Annotated in this window: 11 protein-coding genes; 1 reads left to right on the top strand and 10 read right to left on the bottom strand. The window is 47.6% G+C overall.

The window, feature by feature from the left end; all coding sequences use genetic code 11:
* Nucleotides 1–98 precede the first annotated feature (98 nt).
* The gene (locus WC647_01490; GenBank protein MFA6220966.1) at nucleotides 99–5,492 is read left to right on the top strand and encodes an MG2 domain-containing protein; all 5,394 of its coding nucleotides are present in this window, start codon (nucleotides 99–101) and stop codon (nucleotides 5,490–5,492) included.
* Nucleotides 5,493–5,940: 448 nt separating this feature from the next.
* Here WC647_01490 and WC647_01485 read toward each other — a convergent pair whose 3' ends face one another.
* From WC647_01485 to WC647_01440, 10 genes are all read right to left on the bottom strand, one after another.
* A complete protein-coding gene (locus WC647_01485) occupies nucleotides 5,941–6,480 on the bottom strand; it encodes an isochorismatase family protein (protein ID MFA6220965.1) in 540 nt (179 codons plus the stop codon).
* 36 nt (nucleotides 6,481–6,516) lie between these two features.
* Entirely contained in the window at nucleotides 6,517–7,344 is an 828-nt protein-coding gene (locus tag WC647_01480) for a 4Fe-4S ferredoxin (GenBank protein ID MFA6220964.1), read from the bottom strand.
* A gap of 44 nt (nucleotides 7,345–7,388) precedes the next feature.
* A complete protein-coding gene (locus tag WC647_01475) occupies nucleotides 7,389–7,844 on the bottom strand; it encodes a hydrogenase iron-sulfur subunit (GenBank protein MFA6220963.1) in 456 nt (151 codons plus the stop codon).
* Between the two features lie 67 nt (nucleotides 7,845–7,911).
* Nucleotides 7,912–9,588 (bottom strand): CoB--CoM heterodisulfide reductase iron-sulfur subunit A family protein, encoded by a 1,677-nt coding sequence (locus WC647_01470; protein MFA6220962.1) that lies wholly within the window; start codon nucleotides 9,586–9,588, stop codon nucleotides 7,912–7,914.
* Between the two features lie 12 nt (nucleotides 9,589–9,600).
* Nucleotides 9,601–10,848 carry a 4Fe-4S binding protein gene (locus WC647_01465; GenBank protein MFA6220961.1) on the bottom strand — a complete coding sequence of 416 codons (1,248 nt, stop codon included), beginning with the start codon at nucleotides 10,846–10,848 and terminating at the stop codon, nucleotides 9,601–9,603.
* A gap of 15 nt (nucleotides 10,849–10,863) precedes the next feature.
* Nucleotides 10,864–11,034, bottom strand: coding sequence for an FAD-dependent oxidoreductase (locus tag WC647_01460; GenBank protein MFA6220960.1), 171 nt, complete (start codon nucleotides 11,032–11,034; stop codon nucleotides 10,864–10,866).
* A 56-nt stretch (nucleotides 11,035–11,090) separates the two neighbouring features.
* Entirely contained in the window at nucleotides 11,091–12,329 is a 1,239-nt protein-coding gene (locus WC647_01455; GenBank protein ID MFA6220959.1) for a (Fe-S)-binding protein, read from the bottom strand.
* Nucleotides 12,218–12,646: a hydrogenase iron-sulfur subunit gene (locus tag WC647_01450; protein MFA6220958.1), complete on the bottom strand. Its 429-nt coding sequence runs from the start codon at nucleotides 12,644–12,646 to the stop codon at nucleotides 12,218–12,220. The genes WC647_01455 and WC647_01450 overlap by 112 nt, the downstream gene beginning before the upstream one ends.
* 66 nt (nucleotides 12,647–12,712) lie before the next feature.
* Nucleotides 12,713–15,745: an FAD-dependent oxidoreductase gene (locus tag WC647_01445; GenBank protein ID MFA6220957.1), complete on the bottom strand. Its 3,033-nt coding sequence runs from the start codon at nucleotides 15,743–15,745 to the stop codon at nucleotides 12,713–12,715.
* 92 nt (nucleotides 15,746–15,837) lie between these two features.
* The coding region (locus tag WC647_01440) for a heterodisulfide reductase (GenBank protein ID MFA6220956.1) at nucleotides 15,838–16,081 on the bottom strand (244 nt) is incomplete at its 5' end.

Here is a 16,081-nt window from a genome sequence, read left to right as displayed (position 1 = left end):
AATTAAATCCGGCGCTTCACAACCAGGTGCCGGATTTAAACACCAACCAGTTCAATTGAGACATCACAATTTATGTTTTTTCAGGGGAGATTAAGCGCATGATTTCAACTAAAGGCCGGTCGATGTTGGCAGTGATTTCATCTGTGACCTTCTGCCTACTTCTTGCGTGGTCGCCCGCTCATGGTGAGGACCTGTCCTTATATGCTTTCAGGGATTTCTCTCATCAAACCGAATCCCCGGGAAGTTGGGCCACGCGACTTAACTTCAGCGCGCCGGTATTCCTGGCCAATTTGAATCAAGCGCTAACCGTGTCAATCGATGGCAAAAAGATCCATTGCAAAATTTCAGCGGTTGGGGTTAAAAATCGAGAACAATCATCTCGCTCGTTTCTTGTTGTTCCCACAAGAATTGATCCATTTCCCGAAACTGTGACAATAAAGATCGCCAAAACTCTTACCGATGTGTTGGGAGTGAAATCGTTAACCAGTCCATTTGTGTATGAATTCCAATCTGTGGAAGAAATTTCTGTTAAGGGCCTGGAAACGTTTTCGAGATCGGAACTCGATAGGGGATTGCAGATACTTCTGTCGGGCGAAGCGTCCACCAAAGATTTACTCAAAGCGATCAAGATAAATCCTAAAGTCTCTGGTCTCAAAATTCGGCGTAATGACGAAGGAAAATTCGAAGTGTCGGGGGACTTTGTTAAAGACCGGAATTATAAAATCCAATTTGTTCCTGTAACAACGAACAACGGATCAGCTATTTTCGCTCAATCCGAGTTTGAATTCAAAGGTCCTGGGCTCAACCGTGAAATAGCGTTTTACTCCGATCACTCCATCATTGAACTTAAAAGTCGACAGTTTGTACCCATAAAACTTTCAGGAGTCTCTAAAGTGAAATGTGAGCTTCAGAAAGTTCCCCTGATTCTTATCCCGGAAATTGTTACCAAACTGAAAAATCAATCAGGGAATATTCACCCGGGTTTAGATTCGTGGAAATCAAGTCTGTCCAAAATAGAAACTGGAATTACAGACGAAAATTTCGCGGCGCCGGATTTCCAGGAAGATTCCGACGTATTTTTCTCTCCCGGGGCAAAAGACCGCTCATTGACTTTTTCCGCTCCCTTATCGTTCAGAAAATCTCCTGAAAAAGGTGGAGCATGGATTGTTAAATTCACTGACCCCGACAACTCGAAAGTGACGCCTGTCGCAGAATTGATTCAGATAACTGATTTGGCGCTCAGTTTCAAGATATCCGACCAATCTCTTCTGGTGTGGGTAACTTCTCTTTATTCCGGAGAACCTGTCCCAGGGGTAAGTTTGGGCGCTGTGACAACTGATGGAAAAGTCTACGAAATAGGAAAAGCGGATGAAAATGGGTTGGTCTTGATCAAACAAGGCGCCCAATTTCACCATTTTGACGTCAAGTCCGACCAAAAATCCAGTGGTGAGCCCGGCTCTCTGTCATTGGATGCGATATCTTGGCTCATAGCGGCCACCAAGGATGACTATGCCGCTGTTGATATAAATGCCTTCAGGATAAACGCTTTTCCTGCCAAAGGAACGGAAAAAGGGAATCAAGCCTTCGGCTCACGCTCGGGCTATATATTCACTGACAGGGGAATTTACAGACCAGGGGATGAGGTAAATTTCAAATTCATTTCCAGGGTTTTTAAAGATCAGAAAATAATGTCTCCGGAGGGAGACCGGGTCAAAACCCAGATAACTGGTCCTCGCGGCGACGTGTACTACAGTCATGAAGAGGCCCTAGATGAGTTTGGCGCCTGTTATGATACCCTAAAGCTCGAAACTTATTGGCCGGTTGGTAATTATACGATCAAGACTGCTTTCAACGATGATCCAGAGGGGAAAAAAGCCTTTACAAGGGACTTTGCCGTTCAGGAATACAAGGAGAGCCGCCATTTCGTATCGTTAAGCTTTCAGAAAGAACAAAAAAAGGCCCCCAAGTATTTGGGCGCCAAGGCTGAAGAGGAGTTACTGGTAGTCGAAGTGACGGCGGCTTATTTCGCCGGTGGTCCCGTGCGTCATGGTAAAGTGAGATGGAAAGCCGAACTGGGTCCTGTAACCCATACTATTCCGGGCTATGAATCATATTTCTTCGGTAATCAGGAAGACAAGACTTTATTTCTTGAATCCGGGGAATCGATTCTGGATGATCAAGGTAAGTTGTCACTAAGAATTCCATTGGACGCCAGGATTTTGACGGGAATCTATGGTGTCAAGCTCTCTGCTACCGTAGTGGATATAGATGGTCAACCGGCGACAGACGTAAAATTCTTTAATCCTGTCCCAAAATTTCTCGTCGGAATTGGCGCTCATCCAACCCAGGTCCAGGTGGGTTACGCCAACCCCCTAAACTTTGTGGTGATCGATTCAGACGGGAAAAAAATTCCAAAGGCGTTTGTGGAAATATCTCTCCTTCAGAAACGGTACTTGAATGTCAAGAAGCGAGACAGTCAGGGTAACATCAATGATTCATGGGAGGAAGGTTGGATCAAGACTTTTTCCACCAAACAAACCGTCTTGGATGGGAAAGGGACATTTCAGCCTGAATTGATAGACCCTGGGGACTATCTTGTGGCAATAACCATTTTTGACACAGCCGCGAGATATTCGAGCCAGACTCTTTTTAAAGTTGGCTGGGAAGACTACGATCAATGGCTTCAAGGCCAAAAGGATTCATCCAAAGGCCCTAACGCAAATGTCCTGATAGCTCTTAACCAAAAGGTCTACGCTCCGGATACCTCCGTTGAAGCCACCTTTCATACACCTCGTGAGGTTAAGAAATGTCTTTTGACCCTGGAGAGAAATGACATCCTGGATCACCAGGTTGTTGAGATGCATGGTCAGGATGGCGTCGGTAGATTTCTTATTCACAAAGGCTATCAACCGAATGTCTTCGTGTCTCTTCTGGCGCCTGCGGGCCGAACAAACCTTCCAGTTTACACCAGCCAGACTGACTCGGATATCCCCGCTGTATTTTCCGGCTACGCAAACGCCTCAGTCAAAACCGACTTTGAAAAATTGCGGCTGGAAATCAACAAAAACCAGGCGGAATTAAAAGCAACTCCAGGCGAAAAGGTCACACTTAATCTTGAAGTATTGAATCAATCCGGTTCCGGCGTCTACTCGGAAATCGCCGTGTGCGTGGTAAACGAGGCTGTTTTGGCCATGACGGATTTCAGTATTCCCGAACTATCGTCATTGGGAAACTTCGACCTGCCGCTTGCTGTAAGAACCGGGGATATAAGACTGGGACTCATCAGCCAGGACCTTTTCAAGACCCTGACGACCCGACCATTGACAGGTGGGGGGGTTGGGAAAGCTCTTATGGGGCCGACTTTTCGAAAGGATTTTAGACCTGTCGCGTATTTTAACCCGGCCGTAATAACCGATAAGAATGGTAAAGCCTCCGTGACGTTCGTTGCGCCGGATTCTCTCACAAGCTACCGCATATTTGCGGTCGCCACAGACAAGTCTTCCGGGTTTGTCTCAACCGACAGGCCTATGCTGGTTACCAAGGATTTCTACGTTGAACCTTCCCTGCCTCGGTTTCTCTGTCCGAGTGATCGGGCCGTCGTCCCGATCAGTGTCTTCAATAATACCAAGGAAAAGGGCTCAGTAGATTTGAGGCTCAACTCTTCCACCAATTTGAACCTGAAGCCACATGAATTCAAATTAGATTCAGAGGGAAATTCCTACAAAGTGGTTCAGGTCGATGCAAAGTTGGAAGAGCAATCAGAAGAAACTTTCCTTGAAATTGTAGGTATTCTCGACAGACCTGGTCACAAACTTCAGGACGCTATACGAAAAATCATTCCAACTCGAGATGTTTTCACGCCTGTGACTCAGTCGTATCAGGGAAATTTCACCAAGATTACACAGATACCGGTGAACCTTCCTGAAGATATTCGTAAGGGAGTTTCAGAGAAAAAAGGCACGCCAAAAATCAAGGGGTCCCTGACCCTGAGCCTGAACGACTGGTCCAGGATTATGCCGGGACTCAATTACTTGATGCGCTACCCATACGGATGCATCGAACAAATAAGCTCTTCCGTAATTCCGCTTGTTAGCCTCAGAAGCCTGATCGAATCCGGTGTCATCTCAGAATTGCCACGGCAGAAGGTAGATGATTTTCTAAAGAACGGGCTCGACAAAATTCTTGGAGCCCAGCAATTGACGGGAGGCTTTTCCTATTGGCCTGGGCAACTTGAGACCTCCGTTTGGGGTTCCACATACGCGACATTTGCCCTAATAAATGCGAAAAATGCGGGCATGACTATCCCGGAAGCAAACCTCAATCTTGCGGCCAAATTTCTCAAGGACTCGGTATTCAGGAAAAAAGCGGCTGAAGGTGATTATAGGAACCCCTCTGATCGTTACTGGGCGCTGCTGGCTCTTGCGGACCTGAATGCCATTAATGGGCAAGACCTCCAACCATTTTTCTCCGATTACGGAAGGCTGCCTGAGGAGTCCAAGGCCCTGCTCCTGCTGGCTTCAACGAAGATCGGCTATCTTGACCAGACCCGCTCAAGAGACCTTATCAAGGAGCTGATTGCCTCTGACGATAGTATTAAAAAGGCTTCTCAAAAATCGAGTTGGCGCTCATTGGCGGCTTGTCTGATGGCGACCCTGCAGATTGAGGGCCGGTCAAAAAAGGCGGATGAACTTGCAGGTATCATAATGAGCGGACTAAAGCCTGAAGGCAGGTGGGTTTCAACCGCTGACACAAGTTGGTGTTTGCTGGCTCTAAGTGATTACTACAAACAACAAAAGGATGTTGCGAGCGCCAGAGAAAAGGGGGCGGAAATTGTAATAAGTTACGCCGATCAACCGCAGCAGAAGATCATTCTCAAAGAGACGAGCGCCACTATCGAACTGGATCCTGTTACATTATTGAAAACCAACGCCCTGACGATAAGATCCAATTCGGATGGGTTTGTGAATTATTGTCTTTCGATTACATATCCTGAAGAATCGCCAGTTCAGCAGAAAGGTCCGATACGGCTGAAGTTAACCAAGAAGATCGACAATCTGAATGGAAAAAATGATATCAATGTCGGAGACATAGTCAGAATTTCGTTACAAATACAACTTGAGGACGACAAAGGCAAGAGGGCCAAGAAAGCCCTTGATTTCCTGGCTCTTGAAGACTTCACTCCGGCCGGACTTACACCTGTAAATACGGAACTTAAAACGGAAGGTCTGGCCGGAGAGGCGCTTCCGGATGATTCTTCAGATGAAAGTGGGCTGTTTGAGTTTTATCCAACGTATGTGGAAATTAGAGATGACGGAATTCGGGTTTTCAAAAATCGTATTTATGGAGGATTGTATAAGTTTTCTTATCTGGCGAGGGCTGTAACGGCAGGAAAATTCTGGATGCGGGGATCGACGATCTCTGCCATGTATGAACCGGATGTGAGAACTTCGATCCCCGGCCAGGAAATAACAATTCAACAATCCAGCCGATAAATTTAGGCTAATCGGCTCCGAGATAAGTTAAAATGAGCGCCATTGCCGTTGCTGAAACAGCGAAGCAAACGGCAATCGCCACCCCCAAGAGTCCGATCATAAGATTGACTCGGTACACAAGAAAATACCTCACGTTACATGGATTTTTTGACTTGATTTATTATATCATAGTTGAATGAAGTTAGGCTAGACAAATCTCTCAGAGGCCATGGAAGCGATCTAACAGATAAAATGCTTTAACTAATTACCCCATCAAGTTTCTTAAACTGGAAAGATACGCTTAATAAATTCTATTGAGTTCAATAAAACAGTTAACTAATTGTTCTTTAACAAGAAAAGCCTGATCTGTGTCAGGCTCTTCTTGTTAAGATGTGCGAGGTCTTTAAGACGTATGAGCCGAAAAATTCCATGTGATCGGCGCGAGTGTGGGTCAGTTAAGAGTGGGGGGTCACTTGACGACCTTCAGAATCTCTTTGAACTTGGCTCCATCAGCTACTTTCAGCAGTTCAAACAGGGCCATTTCGGCGCTGGTGATCAAGGCCCCGGACTGTTTGACCCGTTCCAGACCTACAATTTTATTTTCCAGTGTCCTTGATGAAACTGCGTCGGAGACAACGCTAACCTCATAACCTTTTTCAATCAGGTCAATCACGGTCTGATAAACGCATACGTGGCACTCAACGCCAAGAATTAGGACCTGTTTCCTGCCGGAGGCATCCAGAGCCCCCATGAATTCCTGGTTCCCACAGCAGCTAAAACTGAATTTGATAATGGGCTGAGAACCTTCGAGGCTCTGTTTGATTTCCGGTAGCGTGGGGCCAAGGCCATTAGGATTCTGCTCAGTCCATATTACGGGAACGCCCAAGATCTTTGCGCCGGTAACTATTTGGACAGCGCTCTTGACCAGGCTGCCCCTATCATACATTGCGCGGGTAAGCTTCTCCTGCATATCAACTGCGATAAGAACGGTGTCTTCCATCCTAAGCATGTCGCAATTTCCCCTAAACTAAAAAGCGGTTAGACCTCAATCATTCGCTGCGGTATGTCCCGGATCCGGTCCAAGAATATTCAAAGGAGATTTACCTTCCCCGGGTTCTCCTGTAACGTAACCAAATTCATCGGTTATAATTTCGGCCACCCGTTTATACAGTGTCCTTAGCGGGATATGTGCCGGGCAAACCTCAGTGCACAAGTTGCAATCTATGCAGCGACCCGCCATGTGAACGGCTCTAGTAAGATGAAACATGGGATTTTCGGGAGGAAGATCACCCGTCTTTATCAGAGCGTCCTCTTCCAAAGTACATACGTTGCAGAAGCAGACGGGGCATATGTCCCTGCAACCGTAACATTTGATGCACCGGTCAAATTCCGCAGTCCAATAGGCGAGCCTACCATCAAGGTCCTTTTCGAGAACCTCTCTCACTGTAGCGTTAGATACTGGCGCAACCTTTTCGCCTGCTACGAACTCATCAGGAAAGGGTTTGCGACACTCGTGTTTTGTTGCGAGTTCTTCCGGACAGGCTATTCCAACTTTGACCAGTCGGTCTGATGAACCAAATTGATTCCACCTTCTGAGTTCGTTTAGAGCCCTTTCGTCACAGCCACGAACCAGGACCCCATATACGCTATCGTCGTTGCAATTCTGTATAAGATGAAGGGCCAACTTGGCCATGGGATATCGAGCGGCTCCAGGGGTTTCCAGATCTCCTACAGAAAGAACATTGTCGAGTTCTTCCTCTTTTTGGAAAAGATAAGGAGTCACAACGCCGTCATCGTTTCTCAAGCCCAGAAAGCCGACTATTTTGCCACTAGCCAAAAGGCTCTTAACGTGTTCTTTTACTTGTTCAATCATCGGGTCATCCACAAAATCAGAATTAGAAAGATAGTAAAATATTTCTATGAAGCTTCTTCCAGAGGAGCCGCCTTATATAGTTTTTTGGATCTTAGAGGTGATGGGCCAAGGTTTCTAATCTTCTCGACGAATTCAGTAACTACCTTGGCAAATCTCGGTCCTTCCGCGGAAGAAACCCATTTTAACATCAAGCGCTCAGAGTCCACCCCGGAAAACTCAAGAAGTTTCTTCATAAACCCCATTCTTTTTACCGTCATGTAATTACCGTACAGGTAATGGCAATCACCGATGTGTCAGCCGCCGACAAAAACGCCATCCGCCCCTTTTTGGAACGCTTTGAGTATTTGATGAGGTCCCACGGTAGCTGAACACAGAGTTCGAATGGTTCTAAGGTTTGGTGGGTATTGTAACCGGCTCACGCCAGCCAGATCAGCGCCGGCGTAAGCGCACCAGTTACAAAGAAAGCCGACTATTTTGGGTTCAAATTGACTCTCGGGCATATTTATTCCTCAAAGTAAAAGGTGGCGACCCAATATTTTAAATTATCGCCAATCTATATGTCTTAACCTAAACCGCCATGGCCTGCTCTATTTGAGCGTAAATCTGTTGGTTTGAAAATCCGTCGAGCTTGGCGCTTCCTGAAGGACAAGTCGCTGCGCATCCTCCACAGCCTTTGCACAGAACTTTGTTCACCTGGCATACGCCCCGATTCTCAATGAAATTTATAGCTCCATAGGGACAAACCTGAACACATCCCAAACAGCCACAACAGGTTTCAGGATTTATGTCAGCGACAATTCCGCTAGTAAAGAGAGCTTCCTTGGAAAGGATCCCCGCTGCCCTGGAAGCCGTCCCAAGACCTTGGGATATGGCCTCTCTGATAGTAGACGGGAACCTTGCGTTACCACACAAGTATACACCGTCAGTAGCAAAATCCAGAGGCTTAAGCTTGACATGGCCTTCAAGGAAGAAGCCGTTCTCGTTAATCGGCACCTTGAGCATGCTTGAAATTCCAGGAGCGTCATCCTGGGCTACAAGTGGGGTCGATAGCACGAGCATGTCAACCCGGGTTACGATCTCACGTCCCATCCTTAGATGGTAAACCGACACATTGTCCCCATCAAAAACCGGAGGACGGTTCTGGTCAAACGTTACAAAGCGAACGCCCAGCTTTTTGGATTTTCGGAAAAGTTCCTCGTTTTCTACGCCGTACATCTGCATGTCGCGATAGAAAATTGTGATCTTGGTTTCGGGCGCAGATTCCTTGATCAATATGGCGTTTTTGACGGCGGTCATGCAGCATATTCTGGAGCAGTACGTCCGTTCTTTGCATCTTGAACCAACACATTGAATCATTGCGATATTCTTGGCGTCAACGGTTCCCTTGTTTAATCTGGATTCAAGCTCAATGTGTGTTATGACCTTTTGGCCGTCATAATTGTACAAGCCTTCCGGTTTAAAAGGCTGAGCGCCTATCGCCACTATTACGGCGCCGCACTTCACTTTACTCTCAGTCTCTTTTCCCTTGATTGTGGCGATATAATTTCCAACGTAACCTTCTGTTTTGGTAACTATGGATTCAGTATGAACAGTGACCTTGGGATGATTCTCAAGTCGCCCCACAAGGCTGTCCACCAAAATTGCCGGGGGCTCATTGGACGGCAGAATTATGTTCAGATCATTGAGAAGTCCACCGAGACGCTCACGCTTCTCGACCAGATCAACTTCGTAACCCATATTGGCCAGAGCAAGAGCTGCGGACATGCCCGAAACTCCACCACCAATTACCATGGCCCGATGCGAGAGGCTAAGTTCAATCCTGCTAAGTTCTCTCAGTTTAGCCGCTTTTGCCACAGCCATACCTATCTGAACTTTTGCTCTCTCTGTTCCGGACTCTCGTTCGCGCATATGAACCCATGAACATTGATCCCGAATGTTTGCCATTTCAAATAGATACGGATTCAACCCACCTTCTTCACAAGCGCTCATAAAAAGAGGCTCATGAGTTCTGGGGGTGCATGACGCGACTACAACGCGGTTCAGATTCTCTCGAGGAATGGCGAGCTTGATTTCGTTGATACCACCTTCGGAACAAGTGTACAGATTTTCCTGAACAAACGCCACATTAGGCAATGTCTTGGCGTATTCCACGAGTTCTTTCATTTCCAGATAGCCCGCTATGTTGGATCCGCAATCGCAAATGAATACTCCAATGCGGATATCATCTTGAGCTGAGTTTTTCACCCTTTATCTCCCCTATACAGCAATGGGTAAACCTTCTGTCATAACCACTTCCGCAGCTCTTGCCGCAGCGCTACTCGCCTGCGCCACCGATTCCGGTATGTCGAGAGGACCCTGGGCGCAACCACACGAAAAAATACCTGCGACATTGGTATCTAACGGCCTGTTCGGGTGGGTTCGTACAAAATTGTTTTCATCAAGTTCCAATCCAAGCAACTCCGCTATTTTCGAGATTCCTTTCGAAGGGGAGCAGGCGTTGGCCAGAATAACCATGTCCAATGTCATGCTCACAACTCGCCGTTGTTCTGTGTCCTCATAATAAACGACGGGGTTCAACTCATCATCCTGGAGGATTTCCGCTACTCTTCCCCTGATGTATTTCAGACCGGAGACTTCCGCTCCCCTGACCTTGTATTCCTCGAACCCCTTTCCTACTGTCCGGAGGTCCATGTAGAATATGTTCGACTCAGTCTCTCGCTCATGCTCACGGGCTATTATTGCCTCTTTTATAGAGTGCATGCAGCAATAGTTTGAACAATACTTATGGAACCTGAAATCACGGGAACCGACGCACTGTATGAAACCTAGCTTCTTGGCCGTGTGATACTTGTGAACGTGTTCTTCCAGCCATTGCGCCTCATTTTCCAGCTTGGTCTTATCCTCTTCTTTCTGATCTTTCTCTGCTTTTTTTATCAATTTCGGCAGTTCCTTAAGCCGTTTTTCCCCATGAATCACTGACGGCCTCGTCAGATGACCCCTGGTGGGCCCTCCTGCGCTCAAAAGCCTTTCCATTTCCAGTGATGAGATAACATTTGGAAGCTTGCCATAGCCGTATTCCGGTATCTGCTTTGCGTCAAAAAGTTCATATCCTGTTGACACTATGACCGAAGCCACATTCAGATCCAAAAATGATTCTTTTTGCTCATAATCGACGGCTTTGGCCTGACAGACTTTTTGGCAAACACCGCATTTTCCGCCCAAGATAACCTTGCAGTGATTTGGGTCAATCGTGAACATCGAAGGTATCCCCTGCGGATAATCCTTGTAGATAGCTTTCCGGTCATCAAGTCCGAAATTGAACTCATTGGGAACCTTGGTAGGACATTTCTCCGCGCAGGCTCCACATGCGGTACATCTGGAAGCGTCAATATATCGGGGTTTTTGCCGAACCTTGACCTTAAAATCGCCTACTGCGCCACTGAATTCCGTGATCTCACTATAAGCCAGAACCTTAATTTTGGGATGCCGACCGACATCCAGCAATTTTGGTGAGATAATTCATATGGTGCAATCATTGGTAGGGAAGGTCTTGTCCAACTGCGCCATCTTCCCACCAATGCTGGGGTTTTTTTCAACCAAATGGACTTGAATCCCCATCTCAGCCAGATCCAGAGCAGCCTGCATTCCCGCTATGCCGCCACCAATAATCAGCACTTCCTTGGAAGCCATATTTTCACCATCCTGATTCAAGAGGTTTCTGTTGAATCGCTAAAAATCAAAATTCCTTACGCCTTGATAGACTGCGCAAGTATGTCATTCAAATCCCGGATCTGAAGAGGCGTTTCCATATCTCTCAATGCGCAGCTCAAATGAGCCCTGCATTTTGGACAGGCTGTCACAAGCGTTTCCGCTCCTACACTTACCGCTTCTTCTATACGTTTTTTTTGTATGGACTTGGAACAGGTCGAGCAATTCATCCAGGCGCTCGTCCCACAACACAAGCCGCTTTGCCTGTTATGTTCCATCTCCTGGAGATTGACACCTGGGATCATCTTCAGAAGTTCCCTGGGCTCTTCGAAAATTCCCGCCTGTCTTCCAAGTCTGCATGGATCATGGTAAGTCAAACGGGTTTCCAAAGGCTCGAAACTTATTTTCCCCGCATTGGCTTCCCGGCTCAATAATTCATACAGATGGATCGGTTCAAAACCAAGATCGCCGACCACCTCAGGATAACGCTTCTTGAACGTCAGGTACCCCTCGGGGCAAGAGAAAACAACCTGTTTGCAGCCGAGGCTCCTGATCAGATCGACATTTTTTCTAGCCAGCCTGGCAAAATTTTCCGTATCACCATTCCAGAACAGATCATGACCACAGCATCTCTCGTCATCATGGACAACAGGATCAATGCCGATAGTGTTCAATAATTTCAGAGTTCCCTTGGGGCTGTCCATCATGTCAATGCCCCAGTCATCATGAAATTCAACGTCAAAAAATGGAGCGCATCCTACAAAGAAATATACATCGCCGGAAGTCGATATGCGGCCAACTTCTTTGGCCCAATCAGTCTTTGACTGCTTTATATCCATCGTCTGTAGACGCATGATAGTCTGAAAAAGACCTCTATGGGCAGGCGTGCCGGATTTACCCTGACGGGTAGCCTCTTCTCTGATTAGGCGGACAAACTCGGGATAATCAATCTCTGATGGGCAACGAACGGTGCATTGTCCACAGGAGAGGCACGCCCACACATTAACGTCTTCAAGAGGATTTTCTTCCTGATCTACGAGAACCTTTTCAACCATAAGCCGTGGAGAAAAATCAGGGAAAACCCGAGAAACCGGACAACTGCCGGTGCAAATACCGCAGTCCAGGCAATAATAAGCGCCTGTACGATCAACGATCTCCGGTAGGTTCATGCCGCAGTCTCCCTTTTTACCAAAGGATTTCTCCCGAGTTTCCGAATGTCTTCCGTGAAGGTCCTCACGGTGTCCGCGAACCTCGATCCTTCGGAGGCGGAGATCCATTCCTTTCGCAGCCGTTCATCCTCTATTCCAAGGAGCTTCATCATCTTTCTGGCTTTTTCCAACACTTTCAGAGCTTTTTCATTACCTTCCAGGTAATGGCATTCTCCGATGTGTCAACCGGTTACAAGGACGCCATCCGCGCCCTTTTCAAAAGCCCTCAGAATATACGATGGGACCAACATCCCGGAACACATCAAGCGGATCAAACGTATACTTGGTGGATATTGCATTCTACCGACACCAGCGAGGTCCGCGCCGGCGTAGGAGCACCAGTTACATGCAAAAGCTACTATCTTTGGATCAAATTCTTCAGGCATTTTTTCTCCGAAAAATTACACGACAATTTGAAATTGATTCAATCATATATAGGCATAGTTAGAATCTCAGGCTACAGCGACATCAATCATGCGTGTAATCTGATTGTCCTTGAAATGTCGAATAGCGGCCGCTCCAGTTGGGCAGACCACGGCGCAAGCGCCGCAACCTTTGCACAAGGCGGGGTTAACTTCCGACTTGAATTCTCCCGGAGCGACTTCCTTAAGTTCCGGGGCATGGAATGGGCAGGTGTCGACGCACCGACCGCAACCTCGACATAGATACGGATCTATGACAGAGACCATACCAGGCGCCTCGACATAGCCACGGGCCAGAATTAGCGAGGCGTGCGACGCTGCGGCCTCAGCCTGGGCTATAGTTTCATCCAACGGTTTCGGGTAATGAGCTAGTCCCGCCAGAAAAACGCCGTCTGTCGCAAAATCAACCGGCCGTAACTTCATGTGAGCTTCCAGGAAATAGCCGTCCTCGTTGGTTGAAATCTTGAAGAATTTTGCAAGGTCCTTGTTGTTCTGGTTTGGAACAATGGCTGAAGCCAAGACAAGGTTGTCCACTTCGAGTTTCATCATTCCGCCCATGATGAGATCTTTTAATGTGACTTTGATCTTGCTTCCAATCTCTACCTCGGGCGGAGCCTCCTGTTCGTATCTGGCGAAAATCACACCCAGTCTTCTAGCCTGTTCGTAATAGGTCTCATTCAAACCGAATGTTCTAATATCCCGATATAATACGTACACCTTAGCGTCCGGATTGGCCTCTTTTAATTCTATTGCGTCCATTACCGTATGGTTGCAGCAAACCTTGCTGCACCACGGGCGCTCTGGGCTGCGTGAACCAACGCACTGGATGAAGGCGGTCACTCCTGCCTTCCAGACCTGCGGATCACCATCTTTCATGGCTTTAGTCATGTCAAAGTGAGTACGAATTCGAGGGTCCTGACCATAGGAATACAGGTCCGGCTTCCATTCGGAGGCCCCTGTGGCTACCACTGTAACACCGTGATCAATGACCTCGGTTTCAGCCGCGCCATTGGAAATTTCAGTCTTGAAAGCGCCTACAAACCCATGCACGTCTTTTATGCTGGAGTTATAGCGCACTGTAATTTTTGGGTTGTCGCTGACCTTCTTGATCATGCTTTCAAGAAATGGCTGAATGTCTTCTTTCTTAAGGGTATGCGAGAGGTTCCAGGCGTTTCCACCAAGTTTTTCGGTCGCTTCGAGGAGATGGGTAGGGAAACCCTGGTCCGCAAGGCTTAAAGCCGCTGCCATGCCTGCTACTCCACCGCCGATAACAAGAGCGGATTGTACCATGGGTAATTGCTGATCTTGAACCTGCTCCAAAAGCGCTGTTCTTGCCACAGCCATTCTGATCAAATCTACGGCCTTATCCGTCGCTTTATCTTTCTCACTCATGTGGACCCACGAGCAATGTTCACGGATGTTAGCCATTTCCACGAGGTACTTGTTCAGGCCGGCTTCTCTGGCGGTCTCCTGAAACAGCGGAAGGTGGGTCCTGGGAGTGCAGGACGCCACTATCATCCTGTTAATATTATTTTCTTCAATAACCTTTTTGATCTGCGCCTGGGTATCCTGTGAGCATGTAAACAGGTTTTCGCCCGCATATACCACACCAGGAAGTTCGCTGATCTTTTCCACAACGCCAGGCACATCTACCGTAGAGGCGATATTAATCCCACAACGACAGACGAACACTCCTATCCGAGGTTCTTGACCGGACACATCCTTTTCGGGAGGAAGCTCTTTTTTCGATGTAAGTGTATTTCGTTGGTCGGCCAGCATTCGGATCGCCACACCAGCGGCCGCCGAAGCTTCCATGACTGTCTGCGGTATGTCTTTCGGAGCCTGGAACGCTCCTGCCACAAAAATCCCGGGACTCGAAGTTTTTACCGGATCAAAAGAGCCGGTAACGCAAAAGTTTTCAGCGTCCAGATTAACATTCAGAATTGCCGCTGTCTCGATTGCCTTGTCTGATGGTTTAATTCCGACAGCCAGAACAACCATATCAAATGTCTCGGTATTAAGCTTTCCCTCGGAATCAAGATAAGTTATGCCCAGATCGTGAGTTACCGGGTCTTCGACGACTCGGCTAACCATTGATCTGATGAAACGGACGCCACCATCACTTTTGGCCTTTTCATAGTACTTGTCGAAATCTTTTCCGTAGGCCCTTATATCCATGAAAAAGATTGTGGGCTCGATAGTTGCGTCATGCTCCCGCGCAATCACCGCCTGCTTAATGGAGGCCATGCAGCATACCGAACTGCAATGGGGCATCCCCTTTCTTCGGTCGCGCGAAGCGACACACTGTATCCAGGCAATTTTTTTCGGGTGTCGGCCATCAGATGGTCGAGTCACTATGCCGCTGAACGGACCTGACGCGCTTAAGATACGCTCCATCTCAAGATTCACGACCACATTTGGGGCTATGCCATGGCCATATTCAGCCACTTTGGCCGTATCGAACAGCTCATAACCAGGCGCCATAATCACAGCGCCCACTTCGAACTCTTCAATTACGTCCTTCTGCTCATAGTCGATAGCGCCTGCAGGACAGACCTTAGCGCATACACCGCATTTTTTCCCCTGGAAGATCCGGCAATGATCGGGATCAATCGTATAAACAGAAGGGATGCCCTGAGCGTAATCCTTATATATGGCCTTACGAATGTCATGGCCAAAGTTGTACTCATTGGGGACTTTCGTAGGACATTTCTGAGCGCAAGCCCCGCAGGAAGTACATTTGTCAGGGTCTACGAAACGGGCTTTCCGCCGAACCTTCACCCGGAAATCGCCGGCGGATCCTTCTATGCCTTCGATGTGGCTATAGGCGACAATTTGAATATTCGGATTTTGCGCCAACGTCTGCAATTTGGGTGAAAAGATACATGCGGAGCAGTCATTGGTCGGAAAGGTCTTGTCGAGTTGAGCCATAACTCCGCCGATACATGGTTTCTCATCAACCAGATAGACCCTGAATCCGGATTCAGCCAGATCCAGCGACGCCTGAACTCCACCAATTCCGCCCCCAACCGTCATTACTGCGCCAATTTTTTTGTTGCTCACCTTTAACTCCGAACTGTAACTCAAAATCTATATCTCTTGTTGAGCCAATCTGAGGTTATGATCTCTCCGAAAAATAGCCGTTAAAAATGCTTTTACAACAATCCCTTCTTGGCCAGCACAGGGATGGGCGAGACGAGATGTTTCTCGAACCAGCTCTTGGCCTTTGGGTCGTTAAACGCCACGCCTATGAGTTCGGTAAGATATACTACAGGCATGTGGTACACTCTACCTGCGGCCTTGGATATATCCGACTGTCTGGTGTCAAGGTTAGCCTGACACATCGGACACATCGTCACCATTATGTCCGCGTCTACCATGAGGGCCATGTCAATGAGC

Source organism: Desulfomonilaceae bacterium, assembly GCA_041662605.1.
Taxonomy (GTDB): domain Bacteria; phylum Desulfobacterota; class Desulfomonilia; order Desulfomonilales; family Desulfomonilaceae; genus CAJBEZ01.
Note: the sequence above shows the minus strand (reverse complement) of the source record. Positions and strands in the feature narration are given on the sequence as shown.